Annotated in this window: 13 protein-coding genes and 1 pseudogene; 11 read left to right on the plus strand and 3 right to left on the minus strand. The window is 73.4% G+C overall.

Annotation, left to right across the window (positions count from 1 at the left end):
* Positions 1 to 14: 14 nt before the first annotated feature.
* From sucD to HUN59_RS02385, 7 genes are all read left to right on the plus strand, one after another.
* Positions 15 to 902, plus strand: coding sequence for a succinate--CoA ligase subunit alpha (gene sucD, locus HUN59_RS02355; RefSeq protein ID WP_174777386.1), 888 nt, complete (start codon positions 15 to 17; stop codon positions 900 to 902).
* Positions 903 to 1,107: 205 nt separating this feature from the next.
* Positions 1,108 to 3,126 (plus strand): cell division protein PerM, encoded by a 2,019-nt coding sequence (locus tag HUN59_RS02360; RefSeq protein ID WP_174777387.1) that lies wholly within the window; start codon positions 1,108 to 1,110, stop codon positions 3,124 to 3,126.
* Positions 3,127 to 3,157: 31 nt separating this feature from the next.
* Positions 3,158 to 3,751 carry a phosphoribosylglycinamide formyltransferase gene (purN, locus tag HUN59_RS02365; RefSeq protein ID WP_174777388.1) on the plus strand — a complete coding sequence of 198 codons (594 nt, stop codon included), beginning with the start codon at positions 3,158 to 3,160 and terminating at the stop codon, positions 3,749 to 3,751.
* Complete coding sequence (gene purH / locus HUN59_RS02370) at positions 3,748 to 5,382, plus strand: bifunctional phosphoribosylaminoimidazolecarboxamide formyltransferase/IMP cyclohydrolase (RefSeq protein ID WP_174777389.1); 1,635 nt, start codon at positions 3,748 to 3,750, stop codon at positions 5,380 to 5,382. Before purN ends, purH begins: the two co-directional genes overlap by 4 nt.
* A 648-nt stretch (positions 5,383 to 6,030) precedes the next feature.
* Positions 6,031 to 7,854 carry an ABC transporter ATP-binding protein gene (locus HUN59_RS02375; protein ID WP_174777390.1) on the plus strand — a complete coding sequence of 608 codons (1,824 nt, stop codon included), beginning with the start codon at positions 6,031 to 6,033 and terminating at the stop codon, positions 7,852 to 7,854.
* Positions 7,855 to 7,985: 131 nt separating this feature from the next.
* A complete protein-coding gene (locus HUN59_RS02380; protein ID WP_231050814.1) occupies positions 7,986 to 9,794 on the plus strand; it encodes an ABC transporter ATP-binding protein in 1,809 nt (602 codons plus the stop codon).
* Positions 9,795 to 9,831: 37 nt separating this feature from the next.
* Positions 9,832 to 10,254, plus strand: coding sequence for a DUF805 domain-containing protein (locus HUN59_RS02385; protein WP_174777392.1), 423 nt, complete (start codon positions 9,832 to 9,834; stop codon positions 10,252 to 10,254).
* 25 nt (positions 10,255 to 10,279) lie between these two features.
* On the opposite strand, the gene HUN59_RS02390 is transcribed toward HUN59_RS02385, so the two are convergent.
* A complete protein-coding gene (locus tag HUN59_RS02390) occupies positions 10,280 to 10,606 on the minus strand; it encodes an MGMT family protein (RefSeq protein WP_174777393.1) in 327 nt (108 codons plus the stop codon).
* Between the two features lie 22 nt (positions 10,607 to 10,628).
* Positions 10,629 to 11,084 carry a GNAT family N-acetyltransferase gene (locus HUN59_RS02395; RefSeq protein ID WP_058741256.1) on the minus strand — a complete coding sequence of 152 codons (456 nt, stop codon included), beginning with the start codon at positions 11,082 to 11,084 and terminating at the stop codon, positions 10,629 to 10,631.
* Positions 11,085 to 11,185: 101 nt separating this feature from the next.
* On the opposite strand from HUN59_RS02395, the pseudogene HUN59_RS19590 reads away from it, so the two are divergent.
* A pseudogene (locus HUN59_RS19590) lies at positions 11,186 to 11,326 on the plus strand (ROK family transcriptional regulator); the annotation flags it as partial.
* Between the two features lie 272 nt (positions 11,327 to 11,598).
* Positions 11,599 to 12,411 carry an ROK family protein gene (locus HUN59_RS02400; RefSeq protein ID WP_441307026.1) on the plus strand — a complete coding sequence of 271 codons (813 nt, stop codon included), beginning with the start codon at positions 11,599 to 11,601 and terminating at the stop codon, positions 12,409 to 12,411.
* A 127-nt stretch (positions 12,412 to 12,538) separates the two neighbouring features.
* Here the strand turns inward: HUN59_RS02400 and HUN59_RS02405 are convergent, their stop codons facing one another.
* Positions 12,539 to 12,967: a hypothetical protein gene (locus HUN59_RS02405; RefSeq protein WP_058741254.1), complete on the minus strand. Its 429-nt coding sequence runs from the start codon at positions 12,965 to 12,967 to the stop codon at positions 12,539 to 12,541.
* A 181-nt stretch (positions 12,968 to 13,148) separates the two neighbouring features.
* Here HUN59_RS02405 and HUN59_RS02410 point away from each other — a divergent pair, with 181 nt between their 5' ends.
* Together HUN59_RS02410 and HUN59_RS02415 are read left to right on the plus strand one after the other, a co-directional pair.
* On the plus strand, positions 13,149 to 15,566 hold the full coding sequence (locus HUN59_RS02410; protein WP_174777394.1) for a lamin tail domain-containing protein: 2,418 nt from the start codon (positions 13,149 to 13,151) through the stop codon (positions 15,564 to 15,566).
* Between the two features lie 84 nt (positions 15,567 to 15,650).
* On the plus strand, positions 15,651 to 16,493 hold the full coding sequence (locus HUN59_RS02415; RefSeq protein ID WP_174777395.1) for a PhzF family phenazine biosynthesis protein: 843 nt from the start codon (positions 15,651 to 15,653) through the stop codon (positions 16,491 to 16,493).
* Positions 16,494 to 16,585: the final 92 nt, after the last annotated feature.

The raw sequence follows: 16,585 nt of genomic DNA on the forward strand, positions 1-16,585 counted from the left end.
GGAGCACCAGAGCAATGTCGATCTTCCTCAACAAGGACTCGAAGGTCATCGTCCAGGGCATCACCGGCGGTGAGGGCACGAAGCACACCGCGCTCATGCTCAAGGCCGGTACGAACGTCGTCGGCGGCGTGAACGCCCGCAAGGCCGGCACGACCGTCACGCACGGCGACGTCGAGCTGCCCGTGTTCGGCTCGGTGCGCGAGGCCATCGACACCACCGGTGCCGACGTCTCGATCGTGTTCGTCCCCCCGGCGTTCGCGAAGGACGCCGTGATGGAGGCCATCGACGCCGAGATCCCCCTCGTCGTCGTCATCACCGAGGGCATCCCGGTGCAGGACTCCGCCGAGTTCTGGGCGCACGCGAAGGCCCTCGGCGGGAAGACCCGCATCATCGGCCCGAACTGCCCCGGCATCATCACGCCCGGGGAGTCGCTCGTCGGCATCACCCCGGCGACGATCACCGGCAAGGGCCCGATCGGCCTCGTGTCGAAGTCCGGCACCCTGACCTACCAGATGATGTACGAGCTGCGTGACCTGGGCTTCTCGACCGCCATCGGCATCGGCGGCGACCCGGTCATCGGGACGACGCACATCGACGCGCTCGCCGCGTTCGAGGCCGATCCGGAGACCACCGCGATCGTGATGATCGGCGAGATCGGCGGCGACGCCGAGGAGCGCGCGGCCGACTACATCAAGGCGCACGTCACGAAGCCGGTCGTCGGCTACGTCGCGGGCTTCACCGCGCCCGAGGGCAAGACGATGGGACACGCGGGCGCCATCGTGTCCGGTTCCGCGGGCACGGCCGAGGCGAAGAAGCAGGCCCTCGAGGCCGCGGGCGTGAAGGTCGGCAAGACGCCGTCCGAGACGGCCGCGCTGCTGCGCGAGGTGGTCGCCGCCTCGTAGGCGGTCCGGTCACCCGACCCCACGACGCAACGGGAGGCACGGTGCGGGCCCGCACGCCTCCCTCGCAGGCTCGGTCGGCGCGCCCCGCGCAACGCTTCGCGTTGCCGCTGAGCGGGGCGCGCCCGTCCGTCCGTGGTCGCGTGGATGTCCACGGGTGCCGCGCGGCTCGCCCGCGCCGGCCCGGGCGGCACGTACCCTGGCCCGGATGAACCGCCTGGGAACCGCACTGCTGGCCGCCGTCGAGGCGATCGTGACGGTCGGCGTGGGCATCGGCATCGCGCTCGTCCCGCTGACGCTCCTCTGGGGATTCGAGTACGGCCTGCAGGTCGACTGGGACGTCTTCTGGAAGGCGACCGGCAGCGTCTGGCTCGTCGGCCACGGTGTCGACGTGACCTTCCGGCTCGGTTCCGCGGTGGCCGGCGCGTCCGGGGTGGACGGCGCCGCCGCCCCCATCCACGTGACCCTCGCGGCGCTCGGGTTCGCGGTCGTGACCGCCTGGCTCGGCGGTCGGGCCGGACGACGGTTCGCCGAGACCGAGCACCGGACGACGGGCCTGCTCGTCGGCACCGGGGTCGTCGCGGCCCTCGGCCTCGCGGTCGCACTGTCCTCACGGTCGGCGGCCACCGACCCCACCGTCTGGCAGGCCGTCGTGCTGCCCGCGCTGTGGTTCGCCGTCCCCGCGCTCGTGACGTCCGAGGTCTGCCGCGTGCGCCGCGGGCTGCCGGCGGACCCCCTGGCCCGTCGGGTGCTCGTGCTCGTCGAGCGGATCCCCGGGCGGTGGCGCACGCTCGCCGGGTTCGGGCTCCGCGCGGGCACGGCCGCCACCGCCGTGGTCGTCGCCGTCGCGGCGCTCCTGGTCGGGCTGGTCCTGCTCGCCTCGTTCGCCGACGTCATCGCCCTGTACGAGCGCTCGCACGCGGGGGTCGTCGGCGGCATCGCGCTGACCGTCGGGCAGCTCGCCTTCGTGCCCGACCTGGTCGGCTGGGCCACCGCGTGGCTCGTCGGACCCGGCTTCGCGATCGGCACCGGCTCGAGCGTCTCGCCGATCGGCACCGTGCTCGGCCCGATCCCGGGCCTGCCCGTGTTCGGCGCGCTCCCCGCGGCCGGCCACACCTTCGGTCTGCTCTGGGTGCTCGTGCCCGTCGTGGCCGGGTTCGTCGTCGGCGGTCTGCTCCGGCCGCGGCTCGTGCGGGCGCTCGGCGCCGACGACTCCGCGCTGCACCGGGCGCTCGCCGGGGTGGCGACCGGCGTGGTCGCCGGGGTGCTGACCGGCGTGGCCACCGGGCTGACCGCCGGGTCGTTCGGGCCCGGTCGTCTCGCACAGGCCGGTCCGGACGGACTCGTCGTCGGGTTGTTCGCGGCCCTCGAGGTCGGCGTGCCCGCGGTCGTCGCGCTCGCGATCGGCAGCGACCTCGTCCGGCTGCCCGAGCGCGGCTGGGGCCGGGAGCGCTGGCACGAGGCGGACGACGACGTCCCGGCGGACGAGACCGCTGCCGACGCCGCTGACGATGCGCGGGCCGGATCGCTCCTCGCGGCCCTCGACGACGCCGGCGCGGGACGGTCCACGCAGTCGCACCGGTTCGTGGTGCACGAGGCGCACGACGCCGCCACCCGTGCCGCGGCGGACGACCACCCGACCGAGCCTATCCACGACGAACCGGCACCGGCGGACGAGCCGACGCCTTCGCCGGCACCGGCCCCGTCTCCGTCACGGGAGCCGTCGCCGGAGCCCGAGCCGGAGTCCGACGCGGTGCCGCTCCCGGCCTGGGCGCGCACGGACGCCGTCGCGGCGGAGCGCATCGAGCCCGCTCCGTCGTCGCACGGGGCGACCGCGCCGTCCCGCGGCGGTGTGAGCAGCCTGCGCGACCGACTCCGGGGCGCCGCCGACGGCGTCCGGAGCCGTGCCGGGGACCTGCGCGACCGCGTCACGGGTTCGGACGCCGACCGCCCCGGGGGCCCCGCGGACGAACCGCTCCCGCACGCGCCGGGCACCGAGCAGCAGCCCGCGTTCCCGTGGAGCACCGAGGAGTTCGTCGCCGGCCGGCACGACGACACCGGCACCGACCTGACCGACACCGACCTGACCGACACCGACGTGGACGGCACGGGATCCGAGGGCACCGCGGAGCCGGCGCGGACGGCCCGCCCTCCGCGCTGGGACACGACCGACCAGATCGCCGAGGACGAGCTGCCCTGGTGGCGCCGTCCGAAGCACGACGCGTAGTCCGCCGCGCACCGCCGCTAGGCTGGTCCCCGTGCTCGAACTGGTCGTCCTGATCTCCGGTACCGGGTCGAACCTGCGGGCACTGCTCCAGGCGACCACCGATGCCGAGTACCCCGCACGCGTCGTCGCGATCGGGGCCGACCGCGACGCCGAGGGCCTGGGGCTCGGCGAGGAGTTCGGCATCCCGACCTTCACGGTCCCGTTCTCCCGCTTCGCCACGCGCGAGGACTGGGGCGCCGAACTCGCCGCCCAGATCCGCCCGTGGTCGCCCGACCTGCTCGTGCTGTCCGGCCTCATGCGCCTGCTCCCGTACCAGGTCGTGTCGGAGTTCGCCCCCGCGATCATCAACACCCACCCGGCGTACCTGCCCGAGTTCCCCGGCGCGCACGGCGTCCGGGACGCGCTCGCGGCCGGGGTCGACCAGACCGGCGCGAGCGTGATCCAGGTCGACGACGGCGTCGACACCGGGCCGATCCTCGCCCAGGAGCGCATCCCGGTGCTGCCGGGCGACACCGAGTCGACGCTGCACGACCGCATCAAGCCGGTCGAACGCCGACTCCTCATCCAGACGATCCTCGACATCGCCAACGGCACCACCGACCTGAAGGGCACCCCGAGCGCATGAGCGTGCACGCCGCCGATCCCAGCCTCTACCGCCACCGCGACGTCGTCCCCGTGCGGCGCGCGCTGATCTCGGTGAGCGACAAGAGCGGCCTGCTCGAGCTCGCCGGGGCCCTCGCCGACGCCGGTGTGGAGCTCGTCTCGACGGGCAGCACCGCGCAGACGATCCGCGACGCCGGGTACGCCGTGACCGACGTGTCGAGCGTCACCGGGTTCCCGGAGTCGCTCGACGGCCGCGTCAAGACCCTGCACCCGGCCGTGCACGCGGGACTCCTCGCCGACCTGCGCCTGGCGTCGCACGAGCGGCAGCTCGGGGACCTCGGCATCGCGCCGTTCGAGCTCGTCGTGGTGAACCTGTACCCGTTCGTCGAGACGGTGGCCTCGGGCGCCGACGCGGCCACGGTCGTCGAGAACGTCGACATCGGCGGCCCCGCGATGGTCCGGGCGTCCGCGAAGAACCACCCGAACGTGGCGATCGTCGTCTCGCCGTCCTCGTACGCCGAGGTCGTCGAGGCCGTCCGCGCCGGGGGGACGACGCTCGAGCTCCGGAAGCGCCTCGCCGCGCAGGCCTTCGCCCACACCGCCGCGTACGACACCGCCGTGGCGTCGTACTTCGCGACCGACGTGGTCGAGCAGGCCGCGGCACCGACGGTCGACGGCGACGTCGCGACCCCGGGCGCGTTCGACGACGAGCTCCGGCTGCAGGCCGAGCTCCGTGCGACCCTCCGCTACGGCGAGAACGCCCACCAGGCGGCCGCGCTGTACACGACCGCCGACGGCACGGGCATCGCCCAGGCGACCCAGCTGCACGGCAAGGAGATGTCGTACAACAACTACGTCGACGCCGACGCCGCCGTCCGGGCCGCGTACGACTTCGACACCCCCGCCGTCGCGATCATCAAGCACGCGAACCCGTGCGGCATCGCGATCGCCCCGGCCGACGCCCTCGACCCGATCGCCTCGGCGCACGCGGCGGCCCACGCCTGCGACCCGCTGTCGGCGTTCGGTGGAGTCATCGCGGCGAACCGCCCGGTGACGAAGCAGATGGCCGAGACGGTCAAGGACATCTTCACCGAGGTCGTCGTGGCCCCCGGCTTCGACCCCGAGGCCCTCGAGATCCTGTCGCAGAAGAAGAACATCCGCCTGCTCACGCTGCCGACGGACTTCGCGCTCGCCGAGCACGAGGTGAAGCAGATCTCCGGCGGCTTCCTCGTGCAGGACGCCGACCGCTTCACCGGCTTCGACCAGTCCACGTGGGACCTCGTCGCGGGGGAGCCGGCGGACGACGCGACCCTCGCCGACCTGGCCTTCGCGTGGAAGGCCAGCCGTGCGGTGAAGTCGAACGGGATCCTGCTCGCCGACCGCGGCGCGAGCGTCGGCGTCGGCATGGGCCAGGTCAACCGGGTCGACTCCTGCCACCTGGCCGTCACGCGCGCTGGCGAGCGGGCCGCGGGGAGCGTCGCCGCGTCCGACGCCTTCTTCCCGTTCGCCGACGGCCTGCAGGTGCTGCTCGACGCCGGGGTCCGCGCGGTCGCCCAGCCGGGCGGCAGCGTCCGCGACGCCGAGGTGATCGCGGCGGCGCAGGCGGCCGGCGTGACCATGTACTTCACGGGCGAGCGCCACTTCTTCCACTGACCGACGCCGACCGGCGCTGACCGACGCTGACCGACGCCGACCGACGCCGACCGGCGATGATCGACCCGCTCGGACGGAATCGACACCGCGTCCAACAACAGGAATCTTCCTCGGATCCGTTGCGCAACACGTCCGCCCGGGAATAGTCTGCAAGGCTCCGCAACAGGTGCTGACGATCCCCGACGGATCGGCGGCAGCGCGGACACAACGGTGACGAAGACGACGACTGGAGTGACGATGGACACGACGACCGGCACAGTGGCGACGGCTGCCCGGACGGGTCTCGTGTCCCTCGTGGGGACCACTCCCGCTCCGCGACCCCGGTACCGCGCGCACATGCCGCGACGGACCCCGGCCGCGGCCGCCGTCTAGCCAGGCCCCTCCCACGGCCCCGTGCCCGACGACCGCCGTCGGCGAGCACGGACCACCCGCTGAGAACCCGGGGGACCACTACGTCCCCCGGCGCCCTCCGGCCCGGTCGACGTCACGCGACGTGACGGCGACGGCGCGCGACCACGCGCCCGGCCGACGACCACCACGCAACGCCCACCGTGCCTCCCGGCCGGACCGCCACCCACCGACGTGACCAGTCGGCGGCAGCGGCGACCAGACCGGGCGGACGCGGCACGACGCACGAGGACGCAACCCATGTCCAAGACGCCAGACCAGGCGCGCCCGTCCACCGACCGTCCCTCCACGCTGCGCGCGCTCGCGCGCATCTGGCCCTACGTCCGACCGCACAGCGGTCGCCTGCTCGGCGGCATGGCCGTCGCGATGGGCGCCTCGCTCGTGGCCCTCGCCATCCCCTACGTCCTGCAGGGGCTCGTCGACGGCCCGCTCTCGAGCGGCGACCGGAACCTCATCCTGCCCGCCGGGCTCGCCGTCCTGGCGCTCGGCGTGCTCGAGGCGTTCTTCATCGCCGCCCGTCGGCGGATGGTGATGCGTCCCTCGACGCGGATCGAGTCGAGCATGCGCAACGCGCTGTACAACAAGCTGCAGGACCTGCCGGTCGCGTTCCACGACCGCTGGGAGTCCGGGCAGCTGCTGTCCCGCTCGGTGTCCGACCTGTCGCTCATCCGACGCTGGCTGGCATTCGGCGTGGTGCTGCTCGTCGTGAACAGCGTCACGATCGTGGTGGGCTTCGTCGTGCTGTTCAGCTTCGGCTGGCTGCTCGGCCTGGTCTTCCTCGTCGCGTGCGTGCCGATCTGGGTCACCGCGATCCTGTTCGAGCGCCGCTACTCGATCATCACGCGCCGCTCCCAGGACCAGGTCGGCGACCTCGCGACGAGCGTCGAGCAGTCGGTGCACGGCATCCGCGTGCTCAAGGCGTTCGGCCGGGGCCGGTCGAAGCTCGACGAGTTCACCGAGCAGGCCGAGGCGCTGCGCGGCACCGAGATCGAGAAGTCCCGGGCGATCGCGGGCCTGTGGCTCTGGCTGCTCCTCGTGCCGGACGTCGCCTTCGCGCTCTGCCTGCTCGCCGGCATCTGGCTCGCGTCGCAGGGCGAGCTCACCGTGGGGCAACTGTTCGCGTTCTTCGCGACCGCGACCGTGCTGCGGTTCCCGATCGAATCGATCGGCTTCCTGCTCTCGATGACGTTCGACACCCGCACGGCGGTCGACCGGTACTTCGAGGTGATGGACTCCGAGAACACGATCCAGGACCCGGAGCACCCGCGGACGGTCGCCGAGCCGCACGGGGCGCTGTCGTTCAACGACGTGCACTTCCGGTACCAGGACTCGCCGGCGCAGTTCCCGGACCTGGTGAACGGCGTCCAGCTGGAGCTCCAGCCGGGCGAGACCATGGCGCTCGTCGGCCTGACCGGGTGCGGCAAGACCACGCTCCTGTCGCTCGTGCCGCGGCTCTACGACGTGACCGGCGGCTCGATCACGATCGACGGCGTCGACATCCGCGACCTCACCAGGGAGGAACTCCGGCGGCACGTCGGCGTCGCGTTCGAGGACGCCACGCTCTTCTCGACGAGCGTGCGGGACAACGTCCTGCTCGGTCGCCCGGACCTGTCCGGCGACGAGGCGGAGCGGATCATGCGCGAGGCGCTCGAGATCGCGCAGGCGTCCTTCGTCGACGAGCTCCCGGAGGGCGTCGACACCCGCGTCGGGGAAGAGGGCCTGTCGCTCTCCGGCGGTCAGCGGCAGCGTCTGGCGCTGGCCCGGGCGATCGCGGCGCGGCCGTCGGTGCTCGTGCTCGACGACCCGTTGTCGGCGCTCGACGTCGACACCGAGGCGCGGGTCGAGGCCGGGCTCCGCCGGGTCCTCGCGGACACCACGTCGCTCATCGTCGCCCACCGCCCGTCCACCGTGACCCTCGCCGACCGCGTGGCCCTCATGGAGAACGGCCGGATCACCGCCGTCGGCACCCACTCGGAGCTGATGGCCACCAACGAGCACTACCGCTACGTCATCTCCTCGCTCGACGAGGACGATGCGCCCGCCCGAGAGGAGGCGATGGCATGAGCCAGCAGACGGATCCCACGCAGGGTGCGACCCCGCAGGTGGTCGACCCCCAGCCGGGAGGCACGGTGCCGGTCGCGCACGCCGGCACCGGCACGCAGGCGGCCGAGGCAGCAGCCCCCGTCACCGCGTCGATCACGGTGCACGGGGTGCGCGGCGAGGAGCGCAACGACTTCACGAAGGCGGAGAGCGCGCGGCTGCGCCGACGCTCGCTCGCGCTCCTCGGGTCGCTCGCGGCGCCCCTGAAGGCACGGCTCTGGGGCATCGCGGTCGTCGTGGTCGTCTCGACGGCGGGGCAGGTGGCCGGCCCGGCGCTCGTCGCGTGGGGCATCGACAACGCCCTGCCCGCCGTGCTCGACCGGTCCGACTGGACCCCGGCGTTCGTGGTGGTCGCGCTGTACGTGACGATCGCGGTCGTCGGTGCGGTGCTGACCGCCTGGTACACCGTGCTCGCGGCGCGGATCAGCCAGGCGATCCTGCTCGACCTGCGGAAGCGCGTGTTCCTGCACACGCAGCGGCTCTCGCTCGAGTTCCACGAGACGTACACGTCCGGCCGGATCATCTCCCGCCAGACGAGCGACCTCGACTCGATCCGCGAGCTGCTCGACTCCGGGCTGAACCAGCTCATCCAGGGCGTGCTGTACATGGTGTTCACGGCGATCGCGCTCGTCGTGCTCGACCCGACGTCCGGGATCGTGCTCGCCGTGTCGCTCGTGCCGCTGTGGTTCCTGACCCGGTGGTTCCAGAAGCGGTCGCAGACGCTGTTCCGGGCCACCCGCACGACCTCGGCGCGGGTCATCGTGCACTTCGTCGAGACGATGACCGGCATCCGGGCCGTCCAGGCGTTCCGGAAGGAGTCGCGGAACAAGGACGAGTACGGCGGCTACGTCGAGACGTACCGCCAGGCGAACTCGAAGGTGTTCAACCTGTTCGGGACGTTCGACCCCGGACTGGTGCTCATCGGCAACGCGTGCCTCGCGGCGGTCGTCATCGTCGGCGGCTACCGGGTCGTCGGCGGGTCGCTCGAGATCGGGGCGCTGCTCGCCGTCGCGCTCTACGCCAAGCGGTTCTTCGACCCCGCCGAAGAGCTCGCGATGTTCTACAACGGGTACCAGTCGGCCTCGGCGGCGATGGAGAAGATCTCCGGCGTCCTCGAGGAGCAGCCGTCCGTGCCGGACCCGGTGAAGCCGACGAAGCTGCCGGACGCCTCGGGGCGGATGGACTTCGACGGCGTCGAGTTCGCGTACAACGCCGACAAGGTCGTGCTGCCCGAGTTCACGCTGCACATCCCGGCGGGGCAGACCATCGCGCTCGTCGGGTCCACCGGTGCCGGGAAGTCGACGCTCGCCAAGCTGATGGCGCGGTTCTACGACCCGTCCGCCGGGGCGGTGCGGCTCGACGGCGTCGACCTGCGCGACCTCGACCCGAAGGACATGCGCCGCGCGATCGTCATGGTCACGCAGGAGGCCTACCTGTTCTCCGGCTCGGTGGCGGACAACATCGCGCTCGGCAAGCCCGGTGCGACCCGTGCCGAGGTGGAGCGGGCGGCGAAGGCCGTCGGCGCGCACGAGTTCGTGATGGCGCTGCCGGACGGGTACGACACCGACGTGAACAAGCGCGGCGGCCGGGTGTCGGCCGGGCAGCGCCAGCTGCTCTCGTTCGCCCGGGCGTTCATCGCCGACCCGAAGGTGCTCATCCTCGACGAGGCCACCGCGTCGCTCGACATCCCGTCCGAGCGGCTCGTGCAGGAGGGGCTTGAGACGCTGCTCGCCGACCGGACCGCGGTGATCATCGCGCACCGGCTGTCGACCGTGGCGATCGCGCACCGGGTGCTCGTGATGGAGCACGGCCGGATCGTCGAGGACGGCACCCCGGCGGACCTCATCGCGGGGACCGGCCGGTTCGCCCAGCTGCACGCGGCCTGGCGCGACTCGCTCGTGTGACGCCCGTCGGGCTGCACGCACGTGGTTGTCTTGGGACATGAGCAACGACAGCGTGCAGCCCGGCGGCGTCGCCCTGCGCGACCCCTTCTACGGGGCACCCTTCACCGAGGCGGTCCGGCGGTTCTGGCGGAAGTACACCGTGTTCACCGGCCGGGCGTCCCGCTCGGAGTTCTGGTGGTGGTGGGTCACGTCGTTCGTGGTCGGCCTGGTGCTGCAGCTCGTGCCGCAGGCGTTCACCCCGGGCTCCCCGGTGCTCGAGAACCCGGTCGGCTCGTACCTGTTCGTGCTGTGGGGGCTCGTCACGCTGATCGGCTCGCTCGCCCTCGGCGCCCGGCGCCTGCACGACGCGAACCTGTCCGGCTTCTGGCAGTTCCTGCACGTCGTCGTCGGGATCGGCTCGCTCGTGCTGCTCGTCATGTTCCTCCTGCCCAGGAACCCGAAGGGCGAGCGTTTCCACTGACCCCGTTGCCGGCGGGCGGCGCCGTTCAGAACGGGTCGTCCGCGTCCGTGGTCGGCGACCAGCGCGCACGACGCATGTCGATCCTCCAGGCCGAGGCGCCCTGCACGAGCGGCGTCCCCTCCGCCCGGTAGTGCTCGAGCGCGCGGGCTTCGTGCCGGACCGGCGGCAGTCCACCGGACCGCACCACGCGCCACCACGGCAGGTCAGAGCCCTCGTGCGCCATCACCTTGCCGACCGCACGCGACGCACGCGACCCCAGGGCGGCGGCGACGTCGCCGTACGTCATCACGTGCGCTGGTGGGATCAACCGGACCACCTCGGCGACGGCGGCACCGAAGTCCGACTCGTCCACACCGGCCCCCTGGCTGGCGGGACTACAGGGACAGTGCGGCGAAGTGGTCGCCGTACTGCGTCTCGCGCACGACCGAGAAGCCCAGGGCGCGGAAGAACGCCTCCGGACCGACCTCGCCACCGGGCTCGTACACGACGGTCAGGCGCCCGAACCCGCGGCTCCGCGCCTCGTCCGCCAGGCCGTGCACGGCGAAGCGCCCGACACCGCGGCCCTGGGCGTCCCCGGCGACGTGCACGCGCCAGATCGCGCTCCGGAGCTCTTCGTCCGCGTTGTCCTCGTCGAAGGTGCCGACGATCACGCCGACGACCCGGTCCCCGTCGAGCACGACGCGGGTCCAGGCCGAGCTGGGCTTCACGTCGGACTCCGCGACCGCGTAGGTCTGCGGCTGCACGAACTCCTCCTGCCCCGGCTTGAGCGTCAGGGAGTTCGCTGCGGCGGCGGTGGACGCGGAGAGTTCTTCGAGGCGCAGGTCGGACATGGGGTCAGGCTAGCGGTGCTCCCCGACCGGGGGCCAGGACGGTGACACGACCGTTGCACGTCCGTTGCAGCGCCGTCCGGACCGCGCGGTATGGTCGCGGGATGGTGGAGCACCGGCGTGGGGCGAACCTGCCGTCGATCGGCGGGTTCAACCGCACCGTCGTGCTCGACGCGGTCCGCCGGTCGCCGGACGGCCTGAGCCGCGTGGAGCTCGCCGCCCGCACGGGCCTGAGCGCGCAGACGGTCTCGAACGTCACCCGGTTCCTCATCGAGGCGGGGATGATCGTCGAGTCGGGCACGGTCGTCGCCGGGCGCGGGAAGCCGCGGACGATCCTGCGGCTCGAGGCCTCGAGCCGGTACGCCGTCGGGGTGCACGTCGACCCCGCGGTGGTCACGTACGTGCTGCTCGACCTGGCCGGCACGGTGCTCGCCGAGACGACGACCTCGACGCCGTCCGCACCATCGCGACCGCCATCGACGGCCTGGTCGCGGGTGCGGGCATCGCGGTCGAGGCGGTGCTCGGCGTCGGCATCGCGAGCCCGGGCCCCATCGACGTGGACGCGGGCGTCGTGCTCGACCCGCCCTTCCTGCCCCGGTGGCGCGACGTCCCGCTGCGCGACGCGCTCGCCGAGGCCACCGGGTTCCCGGTGCTCCTCGAGAAGGACGTCACCGCCGCGGTCGTCGGCGAGATGTTCCTGGCGGGGGAGTCGTCCGCCCGGAACTTCGCGTTCGTGTACTTCGGCACGGGGTTCGGCGTCGGACTCGTCGTCGACCACGAACCGGTGCGCGGGGTCGGCTCGAACGCCGGGGACGCCGGGCACATCATGGTCGACCAGGGCGGCCTCGCGGGCACCCCGGACGGATCGGGCGCCCGGGGTGAGGTCGGTGCCGCCGTCGCCCCCGACCGGCTCGTGGAGGTCGCTCGCTCACGGGGGTTGGCACTCGGCGATCCCGCACGCGAGGACGACGCCGCCGCCGTCCAACGGGCGTGGGCCGCGCTCGGCGAGGCGATCGACGCCGACGACCCGGTCGCGGTGACGCTCGCGGCCGAGGCCGGCACCGTGATGGGGAACGCCGTCGTGCTCATCGTGAACCTGCTCGACATCGACCGTGTCGTGTTCGGCGGTCCGTTCTGGTCGCGGATCGCACCCGTCGCCCTGCCGGCCGCCCGGCAGGCGGTCGTCGGGTCGCCGCTGCTGGTGCCGAAGCACCCGGTGGTGGTGCAGGACAGCGGTCGGGGCGCGGACGTGGCGGCCGTCGGCGCGGCCTGCCTGGTCCTCGACGCGGCACTGTCACCGCGCGCGAGCGCGCTGCTGATCCGGCGCTGACGCCTGAACCGGCGCTGACGCCTGGTCGGCGCTGACACATGGTCGGCGCTGACGCCTGGTCGGCGCTGACGCGGACGGGAGGCACGGTGCCGGTCCGGCGCGCGCCTTCCGCTGGTCAGGGTGTGGGTCAGGCGGCGCCGAGCACCTTCCGCCAGGTCGCGGTCAGGGTGTCGTACTCGTCGTCCGACAGGAGGTCGCGCACCCCGGTGGCGAGGACCGCCGACCGGACGGCCTCCTCGGCCCCGGCGCGGTCGCGGAGGTGCGCGTCGGAGTGCTTCACCGCTCGTCCGGCCGCCTGCGCGGCCTCGATCTCGTCGACCCGGCCGGCGGCACCGGCGGCGTCGAGCGCGTGCTGCCACGCGGCGAGCAGGTCGGCGTTCGTCACCATGCGGCCGTCTGCCCCGCCCTGGATCGCGAGCGACGCGCTCGCCTCCGGCACGACGATCTGCTCGTCGGCCTTCCAGGCGACGTCGAGGGCCTCGGCCTCCTCGGCGGTGATGCGTCCTGCGCGGTCGATCATCGACTGCAGTGCGGTGTTGGTGGTGTCGTCCGTCACGGTTCCCTCTCCGACCGAGCGCGCTCGCGGGGTCCGCTCCATCCTGTCGGCGTCCCCTGAGAAGCGGCACCGGTCACCGCCCGGGGCGCGACACCTGTCGTTCACCTGGTCGCCACCGGACGGACGCCGGGATGCTGAACAGTCGTGCAGGTCCCCCCGACCTCCCTGAGAAGGACCCTGCATGCGCACCCCTGCCCTGCGGCTCGGCGCCGGCCTCGCGACGGGCATCGCCCTCGCCGCCGGAGTGCTGACCGCGACCCCCGCCGCCGCCGCGGTCGGTGACGACGACCCCACCGTCGGCGCCCGCGTCACCACCGGGCCCGCCGCCGGACTCGCGATCAACGAGGTGGAGTCGAACGCCGACGACACGGACTGGGTCGAGCTGGTGAACACCTCGTCCGCCACGATCGACCTGAGCGGCTGGCGCTTCCTCGACTCCGACTCGTCGCACGCCGCGTACGTGCTGCCGCAGGGGTCGACGGTCGCCGCCGGCGGGTACCTCGTCGTCGACCAGGAGACCACGACCCGCCCCGGCTTCGACTTCGGGCTCGGCGGTGCCGACGCGATCCGGCTCTACGACACCGCCGGTGCGCTGACGCTGCGGTACGCGTGGAGCACGCACGCGGCCGTCACGTACGGCAGCTGCCCGGACGGCTCCGGCACGCTCGTCGACACGACCGCGTCGACCAAGGGGAAGCCGAACGACTGCTCGTCGCCGGTCCGCATCAACGAGGTCGAGTCGCAGGACGGCACCCCGGGCGACTGGGTCGAGCTGACGAACGTCGGGACGACCACGGTCGACCTCGGCGGGTACGTGCTCCGGGACAGCGAGGACGACCACGCGTGGACGATCCCGGCGGGCACCACCGTCGCGCCGGGTGGCTTCACGGTGCTCGACGAGGCCCGGTTCGGCTTCGGGCTCGGCAAGGCGGACGCCGTCCGGCTGTCCGACCCCCGGGGCGTCCTGGTGGACTCGTACTCGTGGACGGCGCACGCCGCGACGACGTACGGACGGAACCCGGACGGGACCGGTGCCTTCGCCGAGACCGCCGAGTCGACGAAGGGCGCGGCGAACCGCTTCGCGGGGTCCGTGACCGCCGAGGCGTGGCCCGGCGGCCCGGACGAGACCGTCCTGGACGCCGAGGACACCTTCGCCGGAGACCTGAGCGGCCTCGACTGGGCGCCCTCCGCCACCTCGGCGGACGGTCAGCTGTGGGCCGTGCAGAACGGTGACGGCCTGCTCTACCACCTGGCCCCGGACGGTCGGGGCGGCTGGGCGCCGACGAACGCCGCGGGCGTCGACCTGCGGTACGCAGACGGCACGGGAACGCCCGACGCCGAGGGCATCACCGTCACGGCCGACGACCCCGGCGCGGTCTACGTGTCGACCGAGCGCGACAACGACGTGTCGAAGGTGAGCCGCCCCGCGGTCCTGCGCTTCGCGACCGCCGACGGCTCCGAGTCGGTGCTGCGCGCGACGGACGAGTGGAACCTCGCCGCGGACTTCCCTGGTCTCGGCGCGAACGCCGGGCTCGAGGGCGTGACCTGGGTGCCGGACGCGTGGCTGACGTCCCACGGGTTCGTCGACCAGCACACCGGTGCGGCCTACGCGCCCACCGCGTACCCGGGGCACGGCGACGGACTCTTCCTGATCGGGGTCGAGGGCACCGCGAGCGTGTACGCCTACGCGCTGATGGACGACGGGTCGTTCCAGCGCGTCGCCGAGATCGCGACGCCGTTCTCCCTCGTCGCCGACGTGCAGTTCGACCCGACGCTCGACGCGCTCTGGGTCGTCTGCGACGAGGCCTGCTCCGGGCGCACCGCGCTGTTCGACGTGCAGGACGGGGCGTTCACGCTCGCGACGCTGTACGAGGCGCCGGCGAACGCCGACCGAGGGCTCGCCAACGAGGGCTTTGCGATCTCGGGGCGGTGCGTGGACCACGCCCGAGCCACGTTCTACGCCGACGACAACGACACCGACGGATTCTCGCTGCGGACCGGGACGTACCCGTGCGACGCGTCGACGGAGCCGGGTGACGGCGGGACGCCCGCGCCTGGTGACGGCGGCACGCCCGCTCCGGGTGACGGCGGCACGCCTTCGCCGGGAGCGGGTGGCGGAACCCCCACGCCGACCCCGACCGCCTCTGGCCCGACCACCCCGACCACCCCGACGGCCCCGGTCGCGCCGGACGCCTCATCGCTGACGGAGGGGAACCGCGGCTCGGTGTCGGCGCCGTCGGTGGTCCGAGCCGGATCCTCGGTGACGATCTCCGTCGGGGCGCAGTACGCCGGTGAGCGTGTCGCGGTCTGGCTGTTCTCCGAGCCTCGACTCCTCGGGACGCCGGTCGTCGCCGCGGACGGCACCGTGACGGTGGTCGTCCCCGCCGACGTCCCGGCCGGGCAGCACCGCATCGTGGTCACGGCGTCCGACGGCACGGTGCTCGGCTGGACGGCCGTGACGATCGACCCGGCGACGGGTGCGCTCGCCCTCACCGGCGCCGAGCTGGGCGGAGGGATCGCTGCGGCGCTCCTGCTCCTGGCGGCCGGGACCGGTGTCCTCGTGGCCGGGCGTCGCCGGTCGGTCGTCGCGCAGGCCTGACCCGCTCCACCGCTCGCCGACGCCCCCGTCGTCCTTCCGGACGGCGGGGGCGTCCGTGTCCGGGTCGCGCGGTAGCGTCGGGGGATGCGCACCGAGGTCCTCCGCTACACCGCCTTCGCCGCCGAGCCCGGGGGCGGCAACCCCGCGGGGATCGTGCTCGACGCCGAGGAGATGACCGACGACGAGATGCTCGCCGTCGCGCAGCGGGTGGGGTACCCCGAGACCGCCTTCGTGGTCGCGCGGACCCCGGACGGCGCCCGCGTGCGCTACTTCTCGCCGGCCGCCGAGGTCCCCTTCTGCGGGCACGCCACCGTCGCCACCGCCGTCGTGCTCGCCGAGCGCGACGGGACCGGAGCCCGGGTGTTCTCCACCGCTGCCGGGGACGTCGCGGTCGACGCCACGACCGCACCCGACGGCAGCGTGCAGGTCGCGATGACGAGCGTCGAACCCGACACCCGGCCGATCGACCCCGTGCGGTGGGAGCGGCTCGCCGCCGTGCTCGGACTCGTCGACGGTGACGTCGCCGAGGGCTTCCCCGTGCTCGAGGCCTTCGCCGGCAACTGGCACCCGGTCGTCGTCCTGGCCGACGAGGACCTGTTCCACCAGTTCCGGTTCGACCCCGCGGCGCTCGCCGCCCTGAAGCACGAGTACGGGTGGGCGGGCACCGTGACCGTCCTGCACCGCACCGGCCCGCTCGCGTTCGAGGCACGCAACCTGTTCCCCGCCGGCCGCATCACCGAGGACCCGGCGACCGGTTCCGCGGCGGCGTCCACGGGCGCCTACCTGCGTGCGATCGGCGCGGTGTCGCCCGGGAGCCGCGTCGTGATCCGGCAGGGTCGACACGTCGGGCGTCCGAGCGTGCTGCTCGTCGACGTGCCCGAGTTCGGCGGCATCACGGTGATCGGCGGCGCCACGCCCATCGCCTGACCCGGGTCCGGCTGCACGTTCCTTCCCATCGCAGGCGCAATGGGAGGCACTTCCGCGCGTAGGAGGTCGTTCCACCCGCCCTCCGACGCGCG

The organism is Curtobacterium sp. Csp2 (assembly GCF_013347165.1).